Raw genomic sequence first — 19812 nt, forward strand, 5'->3', positions numbered from 1 at the left:
CCATCCTGGATTATCTATCGGAAATCAGCGACTTAGCCAGCAAGTGCTGCAGCAATTGCCTCGATCGCTTCATCAGCCTTGGCGCCATCCGGGCCCCCGGCTTGGGCCATGTCGGGACGGCCGCCGCCGCCCTTGCCGCCGAGCGCAGCCGAAGCAACGCGCACGAGATCGACGGCGCTGAAGCGGCTCGTCAGGTCCTCCGTGACGGCGACGACGGCGCTGGCCTTGCCATCATCCGAGACGCCGATCAGCGTCACGACGCCGGAGCCGAGGCTTGCCTTAGCCTCATCCGCCAGACCCTTGAGATCCTTGGGATCGACGCCGGAAACCGGCTTGCCGAGGAATTTGACGCCATTGACTTCGCGGACAGCATCGGCCGAACCGCCCTGACCGCCGCCCATGGCAAGCTTGCGCTTGGCATCCGCCAGTTCGCGTTCCAGCTTGCGGCGCTCGTCCATGAGCGCTTCAACGCGCGTGACGACATCGGCCGGCTGTACCTTCAGCGCCGAGGCGAGGCTCTTCACGCGATCGTCCTGCTCGGCGAGATAGTCGCGCGCGGATTCGCCGGTCACGGCTTCGATGCGGCGCACGCCGGCACCGACGGCACTTTCGCCGAGAATGCGGACGAGGCCGATCTGGCCAGTGGCGGAGACATGCGTACCGCCGCAAAGCTCGACGGAATAGGGCTTGCCGGCCTTGGCACCCCGCACGCCCTGCCCCATCGATACGACGCGGACTTCGTCGCCATATTTCTCGCCGAACAGTGCCATCGCACCTTCCGCGATGGCATCGTCGACGCTCATCAGGCGGGTCGTCACCGGCGAGTTCTGCAGGATGATCTCGTTGGCCATCTCTTCGACGACCTTGAGCTCCTCGGCCGACATTGGCTTCGGATGCGAAACGTCGAAACGCAGCCGCTCGGGGGCAACCAGCGAGCCCTTCTGCGCCACATGCGTGCCGAGTACTTCGCGAAGTGCCTCGTGCAGCAGATGGGTGGCGGAATGGTTGGCGCGCAGGCGCGAACGCCTGTTGTGATCGACGGTCAGGACGACGGCGTCGCCGACCTTGATCTTGCCTTCCGAAACTTCGGAGCTGTGAACGAAGAGGCCCTCGCCCTTCTTCTGCGTATCGCTGACAGCGAGCTTGCCGTGATCGCTGGAGATCACGCCCGTGTCGCCCATCTGGCCACCGGATTCACCGTAGAACGGCGTCTGGTTGACGACGATCTGCACCTTGTCGCCGGCAGAGGCGCTGTCGACCGCGACACCGTCCTTGACGATTGCCTGGATGACGCCTTCGGCGGTTTCCGTGTCATAGCCCAGGAATTCGGTCGCACCGTTCTTTTCCTTGAGCTCGAACCAGATGGTTTCGGTTGCCTTGTCGCCGGAGCCGGTCCAATGCGAGCGCGCCTCGGCCTTCTGGCGCTCCATGGCATCGGTAAAGCTGGAAATATCGACACCGATGCCGCGGGCGCGCAGCGCATCCTGCGTCAGGTCGAGCGGGAAGCCGTAGGTGTCATAGAGCTTGAAGGCGGTCTCGCCGTCCAGACTGTCGCCCTTATGCAGATCCGAAGTGGCATCGTTGAGCAGCGAAAGGCCGCGTTCCAGCGTTTTGCGGAAACGGGTTTCTTCGAGCTTCAGCGTCTCGGAGGTCAGCGCCTCGGCGCGCACCAGCTCCGGATAGGCGCGGCCCATCTGCTGGATCAGCGCCGGCAGCAGCTTCCACATCAGCGGCTCTTTGGCGCCGAGTAGCTGCGCGTGGCGCATGGCGCGGCGCATGATGCGGCGAAGCACGTAGCCGCGGCCTTCATTTGACGGCAGCACGCCATCGGCGATCAGGAAGGCAGACGAACGCAGATGGTCAGCAATGACGCGATGGCTGGCACGATGCTCGCCCTCGGCCTTCACGCCGGTCGCCTCTTCCGAAGCTTCGATCAGCGCGCGGAAGAGATCGATATCGTAGTTGTCATGCTTGCCCTGCAGCACGGCGGCAACGCGCTCGAGGCCCATGCCGGTGTCGATCGACGGACGCGGCAGGTCGACGCGCTGCTCCTTGGTGATCTGCTCAAACTGCATGAAGACGAGATTCCAGATCTCGATGAAGCGGTCGCCATCTTCTTCCGGAGAGCCGGGAGGGCCGCCCCAGATATGATCGCCGTGATCGTAGAAGATTTCGGAGCAGGGGCCACACGGACCGGTATCACCCATCGCCCAGAAATTGTCGCTGGTGGCGATGCGGATGATCTTGTCATCGGAAAGACCGGCAATCTTCTTCCAGAGATTATAGGCGTCGTCATCGGTGTGATAGACCGTGACCAGCAGGCGCTTGGCATCGAGACCGAATTCCTTGGTGATCAGGTTCCAGGCAAGCTCGATGGCGCGCTCCTTGAAATAGTCGCCAAAGGAGAAGTTGCCGAGCATCTCGAAGAAGGTGTGATGGCGCGCGGTGTAGCCGACATTGTCGAGGTCGTTGTGCTTGCCGCCGGCGCGCACGCATTTCTGCGCCGTCGACGCCGTCGTATAGGGACGCTGCTCTAGGCCGGTGAACACGTTCTTGAACTGCACCATGCCGGCATTGGTGAACATCAATGTCGGATCGTTGCGCGGCACCAGCGGGCTCGACGGCACGATCTCGTGGCCGTTTTTCTTAAAATAGTCGAGGAAGGTCGACCGGATTTCATTCACACCGCTCATATGGGGCCCTTCAGTCCTGCGCTCAGCAACTTGCATCAAAGTCAGTGGCTTTTATCGTCCGCTCCCGGCGCTGTCCAGCCGCACGAACAAAACCGGCCGCACATCCCTTGGACAATACGGCCGGTTTCGAATTTTAGTCTCGGTCTTGGATGGGAAATTGCTCCCGAAAATCCTTATTCGGCGGAGGCGTCGCCATCATCGGCATCGGGACCGCCATTCTGCAGGAAGCGATCGGCGATCAGGCCGGCATTCTGGCGTAGCGACAATTCAATCTCACGGGCGAGATCCGGATTGTCACGCAGGAAGAGCTTCGCGTTTTCGCGGCCTTGGCCGAGACGCTGGCTGTTATAGGAGAACCAGGCACCGGACTTTTCGACGATACCGGCCTTGACGCCGAGATCGACCAGTTCGCCAGTCTTGGAGACGCCTTCGCCATACATGATGTCGAACTCGACCTGCTTGAAGGGCGGCGCCATCTTGTTCTTGACGACCTTGACGCGGGTCTGGTTGCCGATCACTTCTTCGCGCTCCTTGACGGCGCCGATGCGGCGGATGTCGAGGCGAACCGAGGCGTAGAACTTCAGCGCGTTACCGCCCGTCGTCGTTTCCGGCGAGCCGAACATGACGCCGATCTTCATACGGATCTGGTTGATGAAGATCACCATGCAGTTGGACTTGGAGATCGAAGCCGTGAGCTTGCGCAGCGCCTGGCTCATCAGACGGGCCTGCAGACCCGGCAGGCTGTCGCCCATCTCGCCTTCGATTTCGGCACGCGGCGTCAATGCCGCAACGGAGTCGACGACGAGAACGTCGATCGCGCCGGAGCGCACCAGCGTATCGGTGATTTCGAGCGCCTGTTCGCCGGTATCGGGCTGCGAAATCAGCAGGTTTTGCAAGTCGACGCCGAGCTTGCGGGCATAGACCGGATCGAGCGCATGTTCCGCGTCCACAAAGGCGCAGATGCCGCCCTTCTTCTGGGCCTCTGCAATGGTCTGCAGCGCCAGCGTCGTCTTACCCGAGCTTTCCGGCCCGTAGATTTCGATGATGCGCCCCTTCGGCAAGCCGCCAATGCCGAGAGCGATATCGAGGCTCAGAGAGCCAGTGGAAACCGTTTCGATTTCGACCACGTTCTCGTTAGAGCCGAGCTTCATGATCGAGCCCTTGCCGAACGACCGCTCAATTTGAGAGAGTGCCGCTTCAAGTGCCTTGCTTTTATCCACCGATTTGTCCTCTACAAGCCGCAAAGAATTCTGAGACATCCGATCCACCTTTAGGTTATTGAAGCCGCTCTAGCAATGTCGCCGCCGATGAGAATTGTGTACTCGATTTGTTCTCATGTCGCAAGGCCACAACAAGCAATTGAAAGAAAAAGGTAAAATGAATTCCGTTCTATTTTTGTTTTCTTCTTTCTTCCCAGGCACTTGCATGACCGAGGCGGTGAATTGCCAGATGTTACCGACCCGTCCGATTCGTCCTTTCGACCGCTGAGGAAAACCATATGGCGAAGAAGATTCTCGTTCTCGGCGGCGCCCATATCGACCGGCGCGGCCGTATCTTCGGCGAGACCGCACCCGGCGCCAGCAACCCCGGCGCCTGGTTCGAGGAACCCGGCGGCGGCGGTTTCAATGCGGCCCGGAATCTCGCCCGCCTGGGCTTCGACGTAAAGCTGATCTCGCCGCGCGGCGGCGACCCTTCGGGCGAAATGGTGGCGGAAGCGGCAAGCCATGCCGGCATCGACGACAAGCCCTTCGTCTTCCTCGATCGCAAGACGCCGAGCTATACGGCGATCCTCGAACGCGACGGCAATCTGGTCATCGCGCTTGCCGACATGGAACTCTACAAGCTGTTCGTCCCGAGGCGTCTGGCTATTCGCGCCGTGCGCGACGCTTTCGAAGAAACCGACCTCGTTCTCTGCGACGCCAATCTGCCGGCAGAGACCCTGGCCGCGATCGCAGCAAGAGCCGCCGCCTGCGGCAAGTCCGTCGCGGCAATCGCGATCTCTCCGGCGAAAGTCGTGCGGCTGAAGCAGAGCCTTGCCGGCATCGACCATCTCTTCCTTAATGAAGCCGAGGCCGCCGCGCTGACCGAAAGCCGGCCTGAAGATCCACTCGAATGGGTGAGCGGATTGCGCGCCCTTGGCTTGCGCAATGGCGTCATCACCCGCGGCAGGCGGCCGCTGATCGCATTTTCCCGGGATGCCGTCGTCAGCCTGCAGCCACCCGTCGTCGACGATGTCGCCGATGTCACCGGGGCGGGAGATTCGCTCGCTTCCGGCGTGCTGTCGGCCCTGCTTGACGGACATGATCTCGCAGAGGCTGTCCGCCACGGTGCTGCAGCCGCAGCGATCACCGTGCAATCGCCCTTCGCCACCGCCGAAAATCTGTCTCCCGAGCTTTTGGAGACGATGTTGGCCCTTGTTCCCAAGGCCGAAATTCTGTCATGAAGCCTGCTCAGAACGCGTATATTGTTTCAGTGAATTGGAAACGACAATGACCCAGCCTATCTCGCCACTGCTTCCGATCTCCTATTCGAAGGAAGTCGCCGCCGCCAAGCTGCGCGGCGCCCCGCTCGTGGCACTGGAATCGACCATCATCACCCACGGCATGCCTTATCCCGGCAATATCGAGATGGCTCGCAGCGTCGAGGCGATCATCCGGCAGGAAGGCGCAGTGCCAGCGACTATCGCCGTCATCCATGGCGCGCTGCACATCGGTCTTGAGCCGGAAGAGCTGGAAGCATTGGCGAAGACGGAAGGGGCGATGAAGGTTTCACGCGCCGACATCGCCTTTGCGATCGCCGAGCGGCGAACCGGCGCGACCACCGTCGCCGCCACGATGATTGCCGCCGCCCGCGCCGGCATCAAGGTTTTCGCCACCGGCGGCATCGGCGGCGTCCATCGTGGTGCCGAAGAGAGCTTCGACATCTCTGCCGATCTTGAAGAGCTTGCGCGCACGGGCGTCATTGTCGTCTGCGCCGGCGCCAAGGCGATCCTCGATATTCCGAAGACGTTGGAAGTGCTGGAAACCCGCGGCGTTCCGGTCGTAACCTACGACAGCGCCGAATTTCCGGCCTTCTGGTCGCGTTCTTCCGGCCTGGCAAGCCCGCTGACGCTGAACAGCCCGGCTGCCATCGCCAATTTCCAATCCACGCGCGAGCAGCTCGGCATCGATGGCGGCATGCTGATCGCCAATCCGGTGCCGGAAGCCGACGAAATCCCGCGCGAGGAAATGGAAATCTATATCGAGCGCGCCCTCGACAGTGCCGAGCGCGACGAGATCACCGGCAAGGCCGTAACGCCCTATCTGCTCAGCACCATCTTCGACATCACCGAAGGCCGCAGCCTCAAGACGAACATCGCGCTTGTCGAAAACAATGCGCGCCTGGCCGCCGAAATCGCGGTCGCTCTGGCAGAATAATTAGATAAGCAGTTACGAAAACGGCCGGGCGCTTCAAAAGATCGTCCGGCCTTTTTCGTTTCAGATCAGGGAGAACAGACCCAAGGCGTCGCGTAATTCCGCAAGCGTTGCCTCCGTCCGTTCCCTCGCCTTTCTCGTCCCCTCACGCACGACTTCCATCACATAGTCCGGCTCGGCAGCATAGTGTGCTCGGCGCGCGCGGATCGGAGCGAGCAGCGCCTGCAGGATATCATCAAGACGTCTCTTTAAGGTGATATCACCAAGTCCACCTCGGCGATAATGCGCCTTCATGTCATCAACCAACTGCCGGTCCTCGCAGAAGGCATCCAGATAGGTGAAGACGACGTTTCCCTCGACCCTGCCGGGATCGCCGACGCGCAGATGATCGGGATCGGTATACATCCGCCGTACCGCATCGCTTATTTCATCCGGCGAGGAGGAAAGCGGGATGGCGTTGCCCTGGGATTTGCTCATCTTCGCCTTGCCGTCGACGCCTGGCAGGCGCCCCACGCTCGGCACCATCGCCGTTGCTTCCACAAGAACATCGCGCCCAATCTGCCGATTGAGACGGCGAACGATCTCGTTCGTCTGCTCGATCAATGGTGCCTGATCCTCGCCGACGGGAACGATCGTCGCCTTGAAGGCGGTGATATCGGCAGCCTGTGAAACCGGGTAGCAGAGAAAGCCGGCAGGCACGTCACGTTCGAATCCGCGCAGCTGGATCTCCGTCTTGATCGTCGGATTACGCTCCAGGCGACTGACCGTGACGAAATTCAGATAAAGCAGCGTCAGCTCCGCCAGCGCCGGCAAAGCGGATTGGACGCAGATCGTCGTCAGCGCCGGATCGACGCCGACTGCAAGATAATCGATAGCGACCTCAAGAACGTTGCGACGGACCTTCTCGGGATCATGGGCATTGTCGGTCAGCGCCTGGATATCCGCCAGCAGCAGGAATTGCCGATGGCTATGCTGAAGCGCAACGCGGCTCTTCAGCGACCCGACATAATGGCCGAGATGAAGCGGACCGGTGGTCCGGTCGCCCGTCAGGATGACGGGGCGAGTGTCGGTAGGAGAATGCATTTGGTTGCTCCGCAAAAGGAGCCGCCGCAATCGGGAAGGGAAAACGGAAAATGGACCATGCCTGCCGGATCACGGCGGCAGGGTCGATTTCAAGACATGACGACTGCCGCTCCTAGAAGGAGCGCCACCACAAACGGCAAATGGGTTCGGGGAGGTCGATCATGAGGCTGTCGATAGCATCCTTTCGCCGCCATCGGCAACAGCTGCTTCTCGCTTAGTTCTTGTCCAGCGTCTCGCGCACGACGACGGCAAGCTGCTTCAGCGAGAACGGCTTCGGCAGGAAACCGAACTGCGCATCCGCTGGCAGATTGCGGGCAAAGGCATCCTCGGCGTAGCCCGAAACGAAGATGAATTTCAGGTCCGGATATTTCTTGCGCAGTTCCCGCAGCAGCGACGGGCCGTCCATCTCAGGCATGACGACGTCGGACACGACGACATCGACCTGGCCGTCGAGCTCGTCCATGATGTCAAGCGCCTCGACGCCGGAGCCGGCCTCGTAAACGGTATAGCCCCGCGTCTCAAGCATGCGCTTGCCGCCGCGCCGCACCGCCTCCTCATCCTCGACCAGCAGCACGACTGCGGATTTGCCGGTAAGATCGGCCGGCTCTTCCGGCGGAGCGACTATGCCGACACTCTGATCCATGGCCGCGACATCCCGGCTCTCCGGCGCCTTGACATCGGTTACGGCCGGCATTTCGACGACATGGCGCGGCAGGAAGATGCGGAAAGTCGTCCCCTTGCCCACTTCCGATTCCGGCTGGATATAGCCGCCGGACTGCTTGATGATGCCATAGACCATCGCGAGGCCCAGACCCGTGCCCTTGCCGACTTCCTTGGTCGTGAAGAAGGGCTCGAAGATCTTATCCATGATTTCGGGCGCAATGCCGGTGCCGGTATCGCTGACCTCGACAAGCACCATGTCTTCATGCGGCAGGAAGGGATAGTTGAAGGCGCTGACATCAGCCGCAAGCAGATTGCGGGTGCGCAGCGTCAGCTGACCGCCGCCGGGCATGGCATCGCGGGCGTTGACACAGAGATTGATCAGCACCTGCTCGAACTGCGAGAGATCGGTTTTGACAGGCCAGAGATCGCGGCCGTAATCGACGTCCAGCTTGACATGCGTGCCGGACAGAAGCCGGTCCACCAGCATGCGCAAGTCGCCGATCACGTCAGTGAGATTCAGGACTGTCGGCCGCATGGTCTGCTTGCGCGAGAAGGCGAGCAACTGCCGCACCAGCACGGCCGCACGATTGGCATTGCGCTTGATTTCCATCAGATCCGCGAAGCTGGCGTCGGAAGGCCGCGCCTGTAGCAGCAGATGGTCGGAAGACAGGAGGATCGCGGTCAGCACATTGTTGAAGTCGTGCGCGATGCCGCCTGCAAGCGTACCGACGGCATTGAGCTTCTGCGTCTGCGCCATCTGCGTCTCGAGCGCCTTCTGCTCGGTCACCTCGACGGCATAGACGATGGCGGCTTCTTCCGGCGCCTCGTCGGTCTGGTCGATCACCGCATTGATGTAGAAGCGGAAATGCCGTGCCTCATCCTTCGGATTGCGGGAGTCGATCGGCGGAATGTCGCCCTGCCGGTCCTTTGCGGCCGCCAGCGCCTGCTGCAGCCGCGGCCGGTCGCTTTCATTGACGACGCTCTCCAAGGCCGCGCCACGCTCGATATCGTCGCGCGAGACGAGATCCGAGAAAAGCTTCAGGAACGGCGCATTCGTCCGCAGGATGCGGCCGTTGCCATCGACGGAAGCGATCGCCATCGGCGTATTGTTGAAGAAGCGGCTGAAGCGCATCGCCGCCGCTGAAGCAGATTGCTCGGTATCCGCGCCGTTCTGCCGGGTGAGGACGATAGTGCGGCTCTCGCCGGGAGCGCCGTCGCGCATCGAGGTGACGCTGTGGACGATCTGCACCGGCAGGCTCTGGCCGTTGGCGCGACGCAGATCGAGATCGAGCGTCACCGTTTTCTTCAAGCCCGGTTCCGCCTGAACGGACTGGATCAGCGCCAATCCCTCGCCGGCCACCAGATCGCCGATTGTCATCGAGCCTGGCACGAACTTCGTCAGATCTAGGCCCAGCCACTCGGCCAGCGTCGCGTTGAGATAGAAGATTTCGCCCTTGCGGCCGGCGGAGAAGAAGCCGGCGGGCGCATGATCGAGATAGTCGATCGCGTTCTGTAACTCCTTGAAGAAGCGCTCCTGGTCGTCGCGTTCGGAGGTGATGTCGGTGATCTGCCAGATATGCAGCACCTTGCTGCTGCCCTGCTCCGGCGGCAGCACACGGGCCTTCAGCCGATACCAGTGCGCCCCGTTGCCGCTTCCATCCGCAGGGCCGAGCGGCTTCAGCAGGCGAAACTCTTCCGATCCCTCCTTGCCGTCGCGCAGACCATTGGCGAGACGGTACAAGGCCTCGTTGGATTCGCGGTTTCGCGACAGCAGCATTTCCAGCGACTGCACTTCCGTCGCCTTGGTAGCGCCGGTCAGCCAGCCATAGGCGGCGTTGGCATAGACGATGCGCCCCTTCTCGTCGGTGATCAGCGTCCCGTCCGGATGGCTGTTGAGAAATGAACGCGCCAGGCTATCGGATTGCGGCTGCGGCATAACCTCGACGAAGCCGATGATCGAGGAAACGAGGAAGAAGATGCCGACCATGGCAAGAATGCCGAGGCCCCCGAGAACCGCTTCATTGTCGAGCTGGCTTTTGAAGACGACGAAGGCGGCGGCGGCGGCCACGAGAACGAGCGCCAGCAGAATGATGCGCAGCACCGTTCCCGAACGAACTCCGCGATCCACCAGCGGCACGCTATACTCGTCGGATGGACGCTGCTTCGTCATAAACCCCTCGTCTCCGCCGTTCTCCTCGCGACATGTCATACACGTTAAGGATCGCCGGAGTCGGACCTTTCGAATCTTCTTTACCAATTTGCGTCATCGGCAAAAAGCTTTGCCGAGCCAGAAAGGCTTGAATTCACAGGCAATAGAGCACAAGACGTATCAATCGCATCTTGTCTCAGCCGCGATCCTGCTCATATGATCGCCGCATAGGAAGGCCAAGTTCAAGGCATCTACCCGCCGGAGCTGCATAATAGGCCGCGACGTCGGGGACAAATACGGGAGCATCTCGACATGTTGGACGACATCGCCGGAGCCTATGGCAGCCGTTTCCTCCTCGCAGCCGGTGGGGTTGGCATCGCCCTGATCGTGTTGATCGCCATTCTGTGGGTCCTGCGCAATCGAGCGCCTTCTCCCTTCGTGCGCGGCGGCAAGAACCGCCAGCCGCGTCTGCAGGTGCTGGATGCCGCCGCCGTCGATGCCCGCCGCCGTCTCGTGCTCGTCAGGCGCGACGGCATCGAACACTTGATCATGATCGGCGGCCCGACTGATATCGTCATCGAGTCCGGCATCTCCGATCCCGCGCGCGCGGCCGTCGCAGCGACGCCCGTCGATCCTCCCGTAGCAGCGACGCCTGTCGATGTTCCCCTGGCCTATGAAAGCAGGCAGCAACAGCCGGAAAAAGCTTCCGAACCCGATGCCACTCCCGCGCCACTTCCACAGGGTCGGCAATCCACCGAAGACAGGATCGAAGCCTATCTGCGCTCCGAAACGCCTACTGCTGCCCCTCGGGCTCCGGAGCCAGCACCGCGCGCGGCTGCCGAACGTCCGCAACCAGCTGCCGTCAGTCCGCCGCAGCCAGCTCCCCAAACCGCTCCGACCATCAGCGAAGCCGAAGCCGCCGACATACTGGACGCCGCCCGCCATGTCGTCCTGCCGCAGCAACAGCCGGCTCCCGCTCGCCCAGTGCCCGTCGAGCCTGCCATTGCATCTCCGCGCGCCCCCGAGCCTGGCAACGATTTCCAGCGCATATTAGAAGCCGAAATGTCGAAGAATCTGACTGCCGAACGGATTATTCCCAACACGCCGACGCCGCGGCAGGTGCAACAGCAGCCCGTTCCATCACCGGCACCAAGCCCGGCACAGAGGGTCGAACCCGAGCTTGCGCCGCTGACCGGGGCCGACAGCGCCCTCCAGCAGGAAGTGGCGCGCATCTTTGGTGAAATGAGCGTCAGTCGCGACAAATAATGCGCGGCGCGAAATGCCGGAAATGAAAAAGCACGAAGAATGAATTCCTCGTGCTTTTATTTGTATCCAGTCGAGCCGACAACTCGATTATTCGTCGCGATAAACCTTTTCCCGGCGCTCGTGGCGTTCCTGCGCCTCGATCGACAGGGTCGCGATCGGACGAGCATCCAGGCGCTTCAGGCCGATCGGCTCGCCGGTCTCTTCACAATAGCCGTAAGTACCGTCTTCAATACGCTGCAATGCGGCATCGATTTTCGAGATGAGTTTACGCTGGCGGTCGCGAGCCCGAAGCTCGATGGCCCGGTCTGTTTCCGAAGAGGCCCGATCGGCCAGATCGGGATGATTTGCGCTTTCTTCCGCCAGATGATCGAGGGTCTCGCGCGCTTCTCTAAGGATATCGTTTTTCCATGCTATCAGTTTCGCTCGAAAATAAGCTCGCTGATTCAGATTCATGAACTCCTCGTCTTCCGAGGGAACATAATTGCTAAGATCGATCTTCTCACTCAACGCGATTCTCCTGAAGAACATCTCATATGGCTGGGCTGTATATCCCAACCAATAGTGCCGGTTCAAGCCAAATAGATGCTGTCAACTGATTTTTAAATTTGTCATAAAATTCGGCTAAGCGTCTATTTTTTCATCATTTCTTCTCATTGAGCCGGAATCACGTCTCTCGTAACCTTCGCGTGAAGGTAGGACATTTCGCCTTCTGGCGGATCGCGCCGCAGTTGACTGAGCATGCAAACAGACGTTACCTCATTAGGGAAATCGAGCTCCGGAATTTCGCCATGGTCAGCATTTCGCCGCCGCCCTCCAGGATCTATCTCCTGCGTCATGCCGAGGCCCAGCAGGCCGCTCCCGGCCAGAAGGATTTCGACCGTCCTCTGAGCGACAACGGCTATGCTGCGGCCGAGATCGTTGCGGACGAGGCCGCCGACAAGGGCTACAAGCCGGACCTCGTCATTTCATCGACGGCCACGCGCTGTCGCCAGACTGCCGACGCCATGCGCCGTGCCGTCACGCCCTCGACAGAGTTCCGCTTTGTCGATGCGCTCTACAACGGCACGCCGGACATCTACCTGTCGCTCATATCAGCGCAGACTGATCAGGACTCGGTCATGCTGGTTGCGCACAACCCGGTCATCGAGCTGACGCTCGCAGCCTTGATCGGGCGCGAGGCCATGGCCGGCGCGCTCCCGCGCGGCTTTCCGACGGCCGGTCTTGCCGTCGTCGATTCGACACCGTCAGGCTGGGTGCTGACCGACTTCATCACTGAATAGGGATATTCGCCGAGCCGCTTGTCTCGCTCGCCCGAAAACGTACCCTGCCCCTGATTGCAGACGTTTGCGTCTTCATCTTTTCGGGGCAAGTTTCGATCCCTATATTCACGGTCACGCTGTCATCCAGGGATCCCGCCTTGCCCCCAAGCCTGACCTCTTTTACTGACGACGCCCTCATTGCCTTTGACAATCTTGCCGATCGCGCAGCAGGCCTCGTCAATCCCACAATTCGTCTGGGCGTCACGGGCCTCTCCCGTTCGGGCAAGACCGTCTTTATCTCCTCGCTGGTGCATAATCTTCTGAACGGTGGGCGTCTGCCGCTGCTCGAACCGGTGCAGTCCGGCCGCGTGTCCGCCGTTCGCCTCGAGCCGCAGCCGGACGATGCCGTGCCGCGTTTTCAATATGAGGATCATATTCGCGCGCTCGTCAAAGACCGCATCTGGCCGGATTCGACGCGTGCCATCTCCGAACTGCGTATCACGCTGGATTATCAAAGCGCCAGCGGCTGGAACCGCCTGTTCTCGCCAGGCCGCCTCTCCATCGATATCGTCGATTACCCGGGCGAATGGCTGCTGGACCTGCCGCTGCTTGCCAAGGATTTCCGCATCTTCAGCGAGGAAACGCTGGCTCTGGCCAAATCCGGCATTCGCGCCGAACTGTCACGTCACTGGCTGGGGATAACGGAACAGGCCGATATCGTGGCACCTGCGGATGAAATGAAGGCACGCGACCTTGCGACCGCCTTCGCCGATTATCTGAAGGCCTGTAAATCCGACGAACGCTCGCTTTCCACACTGCCGCCCGGCCGTTTCCTCCTGCCCGGCGATCTCGACGGCTCGCCTGCCCTCACCTTTGCGCCGCTGAAACTGCCGGCCGAAGGCAGCGCTCCGAAAGGTTCACTCTGGACGATGATGGAGCGCCGCTATGAGGCCTATAAGTCCGTCGTCGTCAAACCCTTCTTTCGCGAGCATTTCGCTCGTCTCGACCGGCAGATCGTCCTCGTCGATGCCCTGCAGGCCATCAATCGTGGCCCCGAAGCCGTGCAGGATCTGGAACGGGCGCTGACGGACGTTTTGGCATGCTTCCGTCCTGGCACGAACTCGCTCCTTTCCTCGCTGCTCGGCCGGCGCATCGACCGCGTGCTGGTCGCCGCCACCAAAGCCGACCACCTCCATCATGAAAGCCATGACCGGCTGGAGGCCTTGACGCGCCGCCTCGTCGAAAGGGCCATAGAGCGCATCGGCATGGCCGGAGCCGGTATCGAGGTCATGGCGATCGCCTCCGTACGCGCGACGCGGGAGGCAACCGTGACCCGCGACGGCCAGACGCTCCCTGTCATCGTCGGCACGCCGATGGATAAGGAAACCATCGCCGGCGAGCTGTTCGACGGCAATCGGAAGACCGCGATCTTTCCCGGCGACCTGCCGGAAAATCCGCGCTGGCTGTTCGAAGCCCTTGAATCGGATGGGTCCAAGGTCCATCTGCCCGAGGTGAACGTCGTGCGGTTCCGCCCGCCGGAACTGGATGAAACCGGCGGCGGCATCAAGCTGTCAGTGCCGCATATCCGCCTTGACCGCGCCATGCAGTTCCTGTTCGGAGACCGTCTCGCATGACGAAGCCGACCGAAAACGAGCCGAACGGTAATCGCCGACCCGCCGCCTTCACACTGGAACCGGACGTCTCCGGAAAAGATGCCGATCTCAGACCCATCCCGTCGACAGTGCGCAAGCCGCAAAGCTTCAATACCGATGTCGTCCTGACTCCGGACGAAGAAGATCCATTCATCAATCCGACCCTTGGCGCCGAGGCGGACGGAACCGCCATTGCCAGGCCTCGCCGCACAGGTTTCTCCTTCGGCAGGGTGGCGCTCGGCGCGCTCGGAATTCTCGTCTCGCTCGCCTTCGGTCTCTGGACCGATCAGCTCATCCGCGACTTGTTCAGCCGAGCTGACTGGCTCGGCTATACCGCGCTGGCGACTGTCGGGATCGGCATTCTCGCCGTGCTTGCCATCGTCATCCGCGAAACAGCCGGCATGATGCGGCTCGCCGCCGTGCAGACCATCAAGGCAGAAGCGGAGGCCGCTATCGGGGAGACCCGACCGATCCGCGCCAAAGCGCTGGTGAAGCGTCTTTGCACGCTGCTGGAAGCCAACCCGGATACGGCCAGGGGCCGTGCGACGTTAAAGGCGGCAGAGGATGACATCATCGATGCGCCACAGCTGATCGACCTTGCGGAGCGCGAACTGCTCGGACCGCTCGACCGACGTGCCCGTGCGCTGATTCTTGGTGCCTCGAAGCGGGTGTCGGTCGTGACGGCCGTCAGCCCCCGTGCCCTCGTCGACATTCTCTACGTCCTCTATGAGGCGGCAAAACTGGTCCGCGCCATGGCGGAACTCTATGGCGGCAGGCCGGGCACGCTCGGCATGATCAGGCTGATGCGCGACGTGATCGCCCATCTCGCCGTCACCGGCTCCATCGCCGTCGGCGACAGCATCATCCAGCAGCTGATCGGCCACGGGCTCGCATCGAAGCTTTCAGCGCGTCTTGGCGAAGGTGTCGTCAACGGCATGATGACGGCAAGGATCGGTATAGCGGCGATGGATCTTTGCCGCCCGCTTGCCTTCAAGGCGCTCAAGAGGCCCGGCATCGCCGATTTTGCCGGCGACCTCACGCCGACTATCACCGGCCGCAACACGACGTGACGACCTGAAAATCAGGTGCTTTAGCATCACGGAAACCAAGCATTAACCATTCTGCGGCAAAAGTGGGAACCAGTTTTACGGTTCCGCCTCGCTAGGAAATATCCATGTTTTCGCGTCGATTTCTTCTTGTAAGCAGCTTTGCCGCCGCAGCCCTGTCTACGGGCGCTGGGGTGCAATCAGCCGACGCGGCGCCCCGCGACAAGGCCTTCTTCCAGTCGATCTCAGGCACCTGGAGCGGCCCCGGCGAAATCGTGGCCGGCAAGTACAAGGGCACAAAGTTCACCTGCAATCTCACGGGCAAGCCCTCCGACGGCGGCAATGCCGGCGTCAAGCTCGACGGCACCTGCCGCGTCGGGGTCTTCCAGCAGCCGATGTCGGCCGAGATCACGCAAAACGGCGGCTCCTACAGCGGAAAATTCCTTGACGGCGCGGCCGGCAAGGGTCTCGACGTCACCTCGGGCACGGTCAATGACAATACCGTCGTGCTCGGACTGATCCGTCAGAAGCTGAACGGCGCCATGATCGCTCGCGTTTCGGACAACAAGTCGATGAACGTCACCATCTCGGTGAAGGTCGGCGAACAGATGGTGCCTGTCATCGGCGTCACCTTGAAGCGGGCCGATGTCGACCAGATGGCAGTCGGATCGATCCAGTAAGCTTTGAATATCAATGCCCAAAGGCAAAAGGCCGGCAAACTCGCCGGCCTTTTGCTTTTTTCATATTGCGATTCAGACGGTTCGCCACCAGTCACGGTTTTCATCAGCGACCTCGATGCCCTCGACGTCGACCTCCCGCAACCAGTCGCTGATCTTGCGGCCGTTGACGACGAGATCCGCTGCAAAATCGGCAAGCGGCATCAGCACGAAGCCACGTTCGACCATCCGCGGATGGGGTATGGTCAAGAGCGGCTCAGCCCGCTGCAGATCGCCATAAGTCAGCACATCGATATCGATCGTCCTTGGCCCCCAGCGTTCGATCCGCACCCGCTTCATCTGCCGCTCTATATCGAGGCATACGTCGAGCAGTGCTTCCGGCGCCAGGGTGGTATCGATGGCCGCGCAGGAATTATAGAAAAAGGACTGGTCCGTCTTGCCCCAGGGCGGTGTGCGATAAAGCCGCGACACCGAAACCACATGGCAATCGGCGCGCTGATCCAGTGTGCGAAGGGCGAGCGCCATGGCGCGGACAGGATTGTCCAGATTACCGCCAAGACCGAGCGTCGTCCGCACCGCCAGGTTTTCAGGCAAAATGCTCAATGCTCACCTGCACATAATCGAGGACGCCCGGAACAGGGGCATTGGGTTTGCGCACCGTGATCTTGGCGCGGCGGATACTGGGAAAGCGCCGACACAGCTCCTTCGCCACATCGAGCGCCAGCGCTTCGATCAGGTAGCGGCGGCGTCCGGTCACGATCTCCTCGATGACGGCGAATGCGACTCCATAATTGACGGTATCGTCGATCGAATCGCGCTCCAGCGCATCGCCCGCTTCGACGTCCAGCTCGGCATCGACGAAGAAGCGCTGACCAAGGAATTCCTCCTCGTCATGCACGCCGTGGCGGGCAAAGAAAGCGCAATTCTGCAGAGTAATGGTGTATGTCACGGCGCTCATGGCGTCCCTCCGTTTCGAACAGGCACGACGGCGTCCGAAAAACGCTCCCTACCTTCAAGGATCATGTTTAAGTCTCGCGCGCGTCCTGAGAATAGCATCCGCGACCGCCAGCGCGTCCCTGTTGATTGCGACATTGTGTACGCGGAATAGCGCAGCTCCCTGCAGGCGCAGGATCGCGCTGGTCGCAGCCGTTCCGACATCCCGATCGGACGCATCACGGCCCGTGACGGTGCCGACAAACCGCTTGCGCGAGGTGCCGACCAACAGCGGCAGCTCGAAGCGGAGCAGCGCATTGAACCGCACCATCAATTCCAGATTCTCCTCCGCACTCTCCTTGGCAAAACCAAAACCGGGATCGAGCACGATATTCTGCTTGTTGACGCCCGCCGCCGCGGCGATATCGAGCGATCGGCTGAGGAACAGCATCTGGTCGTCGATCACGTCGGGCAGCTTCGTTCTGTCACGACCGGTATGCATGATGCAAAGCCCGGCACCCGTTTGCGCTGCCACCGCGGCAATATCCGGCTCGCGCTGCAGGCCGAAGACGTCGTTGACGATGTGCGCACCGGCACCGACCGCCAGCCGCGCCGTATCGGCACGATAAGTATCGACCGAGATCAGGGCGTCAGTCCTGCCCCGCAAGGCTTCGATGACGGGCAGCACCCGCCCCTGCTCCTCGCTGGCGCTGACGGCGGCAGCACCGGGCTTCGTCGATTCGCCGCCGATGTCGATGATGTCGGCCCCCTCCTGGACACAAGCCAAGGCATGCCCAACCGCCGCGTCGACGGCCTCGTAATGTCCGCCGTCGGAAAAGGAATCCGGCGTCACATTGACGATCGCCATGATGACACTCTCTTTGCCGAGCTCGAGGCTGCGGCCATGGGCGACATGCCAGGTTTGGCTGCGAAGCTCCGTCACGAACCGTCCCATCCCATTGAAAATGAAAAAACCTTGCGCTTGATATTGCGCTCACAGTGGCTATGCCGCAAGGTTCGCCGAAGTTCAACATGGTAGCGACACGAATGCCGCTTGCGTTCCATAAGATAAGTATTTCGTGTGCTCTGTTGCTCGCGTTCTGCATACCCAGCGTGGCCGATGCGGAAGTCGTCGCCCGCAAATCCATTTCCTATTTCGACATCAAGGGCAGCACGGCCGACGAGCTCGATGCGGCCCTGAACCAACGCGGACCGCTTGCGATGGGTTCCAGCAGCCATCATCCCGGCGCGACGAGAATTCGCTTCGGCGGCAACGCGACCTACAGCGAGGCAAATGGGCGCTGCTATATCTCCAGCGTCAAGGTCACGGTCGATACCGAAATCATCCTGCCGCGCTGGCGCGACCGGCGGCATGCCAGCAAGCAGCTTTCGACGATATGGGACACGTTGGCCGCCGATATCCGGCGCCATGAGGACCGGCACGTCGAGATCGCCCGAGAGCACGCACGAAGAATGGAACGGCAAATCCTGTCCCTGCCGTCGGCGAGCAATTGCGATGCGCTTCAGGAAAAAGCAAATGACGTGACGACGCGGGAAACCGAGCGGCACGACGCCGACCAGGCCCGCTTCGACCGGATCGAGGCGATCAATTTCCAGAACCGGATACAGCGGTTGCTGTACTATCGCAGTCGTCACGGCGGCCAGCGATAGATCACGTCTCCCGCTATTTCAGGGAAATCGCCCACGCACGAGCGCCGACTGTGGGAAAACAGCCACTATTTCTGTGAATCGTCCGGCCGCGCTGCTCTTTGAACTTTACGAGAATCTGAAATAGGTTTTTGCTATCAATTACAGAGATAAACGCACCGGATGATTCGAAAAATACTGGGCGGGATCTCGAAAAAGATCGATTGAGAGTGCCTGCGGCGGCGGGTTTGTTTGCTCTTCGGCGCAGTCGGGTTTGTTTTTCAAAGCATTTGGTAAGTGTTCTCCTGGCGCGTCCTTAAGCCGCAGGTGTTTCCTCCCTTGCCTGTCGGTGATGCGCCCGCCTCGCCTCGCTCGCTAATCAGCTGAGCGAGGCATCTTTTTGGTATAGGACCCCGAAATAAATTGTCCGGTGAGTATCAAGAACTTCGGCGCAGGAAGCGCGCCGGGGAAAGCGTCAGGCCTGACGTTCCGGCACATGCACGACGAGTCCGTCGAGAGCGCTCGTCATCTTGATCTGACAGGAGAGACGCGAATTCGGCCGGACGTCGAAAGCGAAGTCCAGCATGTCCTCTTCCATCGCCTCGGGGCTGCCGACCTTTGCGGTCCAGTCCTCGTCGACATAGACATGACAGGTGGCGCAGGCGCACGCACCGCCGCATTCTGCTTCGATGCCGGGAACGGAGTTTCGTACGGCATTTTCCATCACGGTGGATCCCTCGTCGACATTGAGGTCAAAGCGCGTGCCGTCGAAGGCGACGATGGTCAATTTGGTCATGTGGGTGAATTCCGATATTCGTGAATGAAGGATGATCGGAATTTTACTTCCAACAAATCGCTGGGGCAGTCAACATTTGCGCCGCCGAAACGGTCTACCCGTCTGGCGGCGCTGGCATCAAGTTCAGTTGACCTTCAGGCGGCTCGGTTCAGCGCGAGAGCTTCAGAATGAAATTCTCGGCCTCGACGACACAGGTCGTTACCGCCGCCATGCGCGCGGCATCGCCGGCATCGCTTTCGAGCGCGCCAGCTGCATCGGCCACGCGGAAGGCGCCGACGGCGCCGGCCGCCCCCTTCAGCTTATGCGATGCCGCCTCGATGCGCTTGGGGTCACCGCTGCCGATCTCCTGCAGGCAGGAACGGGCCTGCCTCGCAAACATCTGCAACACCTCGACCTCCAGCGCCTTGTCGCCCATCGTTTGCTTGCCGAGATGGACGAGATCGATCGCCCGCTCCCGCGACGGGGCAGCGCCCCTCGAATTATCGGGAGATTCAAACGCGATATTCAAAGCTGCCATGTGCCAATGCTCCCGTCA

General features: G+C 61.1%; 18 protein-coding genes. 8 read left to right on the forward strand and 10 right to left on the reverse strand.

The genetic code is table 11. The features are described 5' to 3' along the window. Positions 1–32 precede the first annotated feature (32 nt). Positions 33–2693 (reverse strand): alanine--tRNA ligase, encoded by a 2661-nt coding sequence (gene alaS, locus DQ393_RS01045; protein ID WP_112339968.1) that lies wholly within the window; start codon positions 2691–2693, stop codon positions 33–35. Between the two features lie 173 nt (positions 2694–2866). Then, the gene (gene recA / locus DQ393_RS01050; RefSeq protein WP_112339969.1) at positions 2867–3952 is read right to left on the reverse strand and encodes a recombinase RecA; all 1086 of its coding nucleotides are present in this window, start codon (positions 3950–3952) and stop codon (positions 2867–2869) included. Between the two features lie 239 nt (positions 3953–4191). Between recA and DQ393_RS01055 the strand changes: the two genes are divergently transcribed. Together DQ393_RS01055 and DQ393_RS01060 are read left to right on the forward strand one after the other, a co-directional pair. Beyond that, complete coding sequence (locus DQ393_RS01055; RefSeq protein WP_112339970.1) at positions 4192–5136, forward strand: carbohydrate kinase family protein; 945 nt, start codon at positions 4192–4194, stop codon at positions 5134–5136. 46 nt (positions 5137–5182) lie between these two features. Continuing rightward, positions 5183–6109 (forward strand): pseudouridine-5'-phosphate glycosidase, encoded by a 927-nt coding sequence (locus DQ393_RS01060; RefSeq protein ID WP_112339971.1) that lies wholly within the window; start codon positions 5183–5185, stop codon positions 6107–6109. A 60-nt stretch (positions 6110–6169) separates the two neighbouring features. Here DQ393_RS01060 and trpS read toward each other — a convergent pair whose 3' ends face one another. Next, positions 6170–7189, reverse strand: a complete 1020-nt coding sequence (trpS, locus tag DQ393_RS01065; RefSeq protein ID WP_112339972.1) for a tryptophan--tRNA ligase — start codon at positions 7187–7189, stop codon at positions 6170–6172. Between the two features lie 214 nt (positions 7190–7403). Further along, positions 7404–10061 carry a cell cycle histidine kinase CckA gene (gene cckA, locus DQ393_RS01070; RefSeq protein ID WP_432421972.1) on the reverse strand — a complete coding sequence of 886 codons (2658 nt, stop codon included), beginning with the start codon at positions 10059–10061 and terminating at the stop codon, positions 7404–7406. A 252-nt stretch (positions 10062–10313) separates the two neighbouring features. On the opposite strand from cckA, the gene DQ393_RS01075 reads away from it, so the two are divergent. Next, on the forward strand, positions 10314–11267 hold the full coding sequence (locus DQ393_RS01075) for a flagellar biosynthetic protein FliO (protein ID WP_112339974.1): 954 nt from the start codon (positions 10314–10316) through the stop codon (positions 11265–11267). A gap of 87 nt (positions 11268–11354) precedes the next feature. On the opposite strand, the gene dksA is transcribed toward DQ393_RS01075, so the two are convergent. Next, positions 11355–11774: an RNA polymerase-binding protein DksA gene (gene dksA, locus DQ393_RS01080; protein WP_004109001.1), complete on the reverse strand. Its 420-nt coding sequence runs from the start codon at positions 11772–11774 to the stop codon at positions 11355–11357. Between the two features lie 281 nt (positions 11775–12055). Here dksA and DQ393_RS01085 point away from each other — a divergent pair, with 281 nt between their 5' ends. From DQ393_RS01085 to DQ393_RS01100, 4 genes are all read left to right on the forward strand, one after another. Further along, entirely contained in the window at positions 12056–12547 is a 492-nt protein-coding gene (locus tag DQ393_RS01085) for a SixA phosphatase family protein (protein ID WP_112339975.1), read from the forward strand. Between the two features lie 137 nt (positions 12548–12684). After that, positions 12685–14160, forward strand: coding sequence for a YcjX family protein (locus DQ393_RS01090; RefSeq protein ID WP_112339976.1), 1476 nt, complete (start codon positions 12685–12687; stop codon positions 14158–14160). Beyond that, on the forward strand, positions 14157–15248 hold the full coding sequence (locus tag DQ393_RS01095; RefSeq protein ID WP_112339977.1) for a YcjF family protein: 1092 nt from the start codon (positions 14157–14159) through the stop codon (positions 15246–15248). Before DQ393_RS01090 ends, DQ393_RS01095 begins: the two co-directional genes overlap by 4 nt. 104 nt (positions 15249–15352) lie before the next feature. Further along, complete coding sequence (locus tag DQ393_RS01100; protein ID WP_112339978.1) at positions 15353–15904, forward strand: hypothetical protein; 552 nt, start codon at positions 15353–15355, stop codon at positions 15902–15904. A gap of 72 nt (positions 15905–15976) precedes the next feature. Here the strand turns inward: DQ393_RS01100 and folK are convergent, their stop codons facing one another. Genes folK through folP form a run of 3 tightly spaced genes read right to left on the reverse strand, consistent with a single transcriptional unit; the run spans position 15977 to position 17789 of the window. Then, positions 15977–16504: a 2-amino-4-hydroxy-6-hydroxymethyldihydropteridine diphosphokinase gene (folK, locus tag DQ393_RS01105; protein ID WP_432421973.1), complete on the reverse strand. Its 528-nt coding sequence runs from the start codon at positions 16502–16504 to the stop codon at positions 15977–15979. After that, positions 16488–16859, reverse strand: a complete 372-nt coding sequence (gene folB, locus DQ393_RS01110; RefSeq protein ID WP_112339979.1) for a dihydroneopterin aldolase — start codon at positions 16857–16859, stop codon at positions 16488–16490. Before folB ends, folK begins: the two co-directional genes overlap by 17 nt. 54 nt (positions 16860–16913) lie before the next feature. Beyond that, complete coding sequence (gene folP, locus DQ393_RS01115; protein ID WP_112339980.1) at positions 16914–17789, reverse strand: dihydropteroate synthase; 876 nt, start codon at positions 17787–17789, stop codon at positions 16914–16916. Between the two features lie 92 nt (positions 17790–17881). Here folP and DQ393_RS01120 point away from each other — a divergent pair, with 92 nt between their 5' ends. After that, complete coding sequence (locus tag DQ393_RS01120) at positions 17882–18505, forward strand: DUF922 domain-containing Zn-dependent protease (RefSeq protein ID WP_112340024.1); 624 nt, start codon at positions 17882–17884, stop codon at positions 18503–18505. A gap of 451 nt (positions 18506–18956) precedes the next feature. On the opposite strand, the gene DQ393_RS01125 is transcribed toward DQ393_RS01120, so the two are convergent. Then, positions 18957–19277: a 2Fe-2S iron-sulfur cluster-binding protein gene (locus DQ393_RS01125; RefSeq protein WP_112339981.1), complete on the reverse strand. Its 321-nt coding sequence runs from the start codon at positions 19275–19277 to the stop codon at positions 18957–18959. 148 nt (positions 19278–19425) lie between these two features. Next, positions 19426–19794, reverse strand: coding sequence for an Hpt domain-containing protein (locus DQ393_RS01130; RefSeq protein ID WP_112339982.1), 369 nt, complete (start codon positions 19792–19794; stop codon positions 19426–19428). Between the last annotated feature and the right edge of the window lie 18 nt (positions 19795–19812).

Origin of the sequence: Martinezella tropici, assembly GCF_003287875.1 — a bacterium.
Classification (GTDB): Bacteria; Pseudomonadota; Alphaproteobacteria; order Rhizobiales; family Rhizobiaceae; genus Rhizobium; species Rhizobium tropici_C.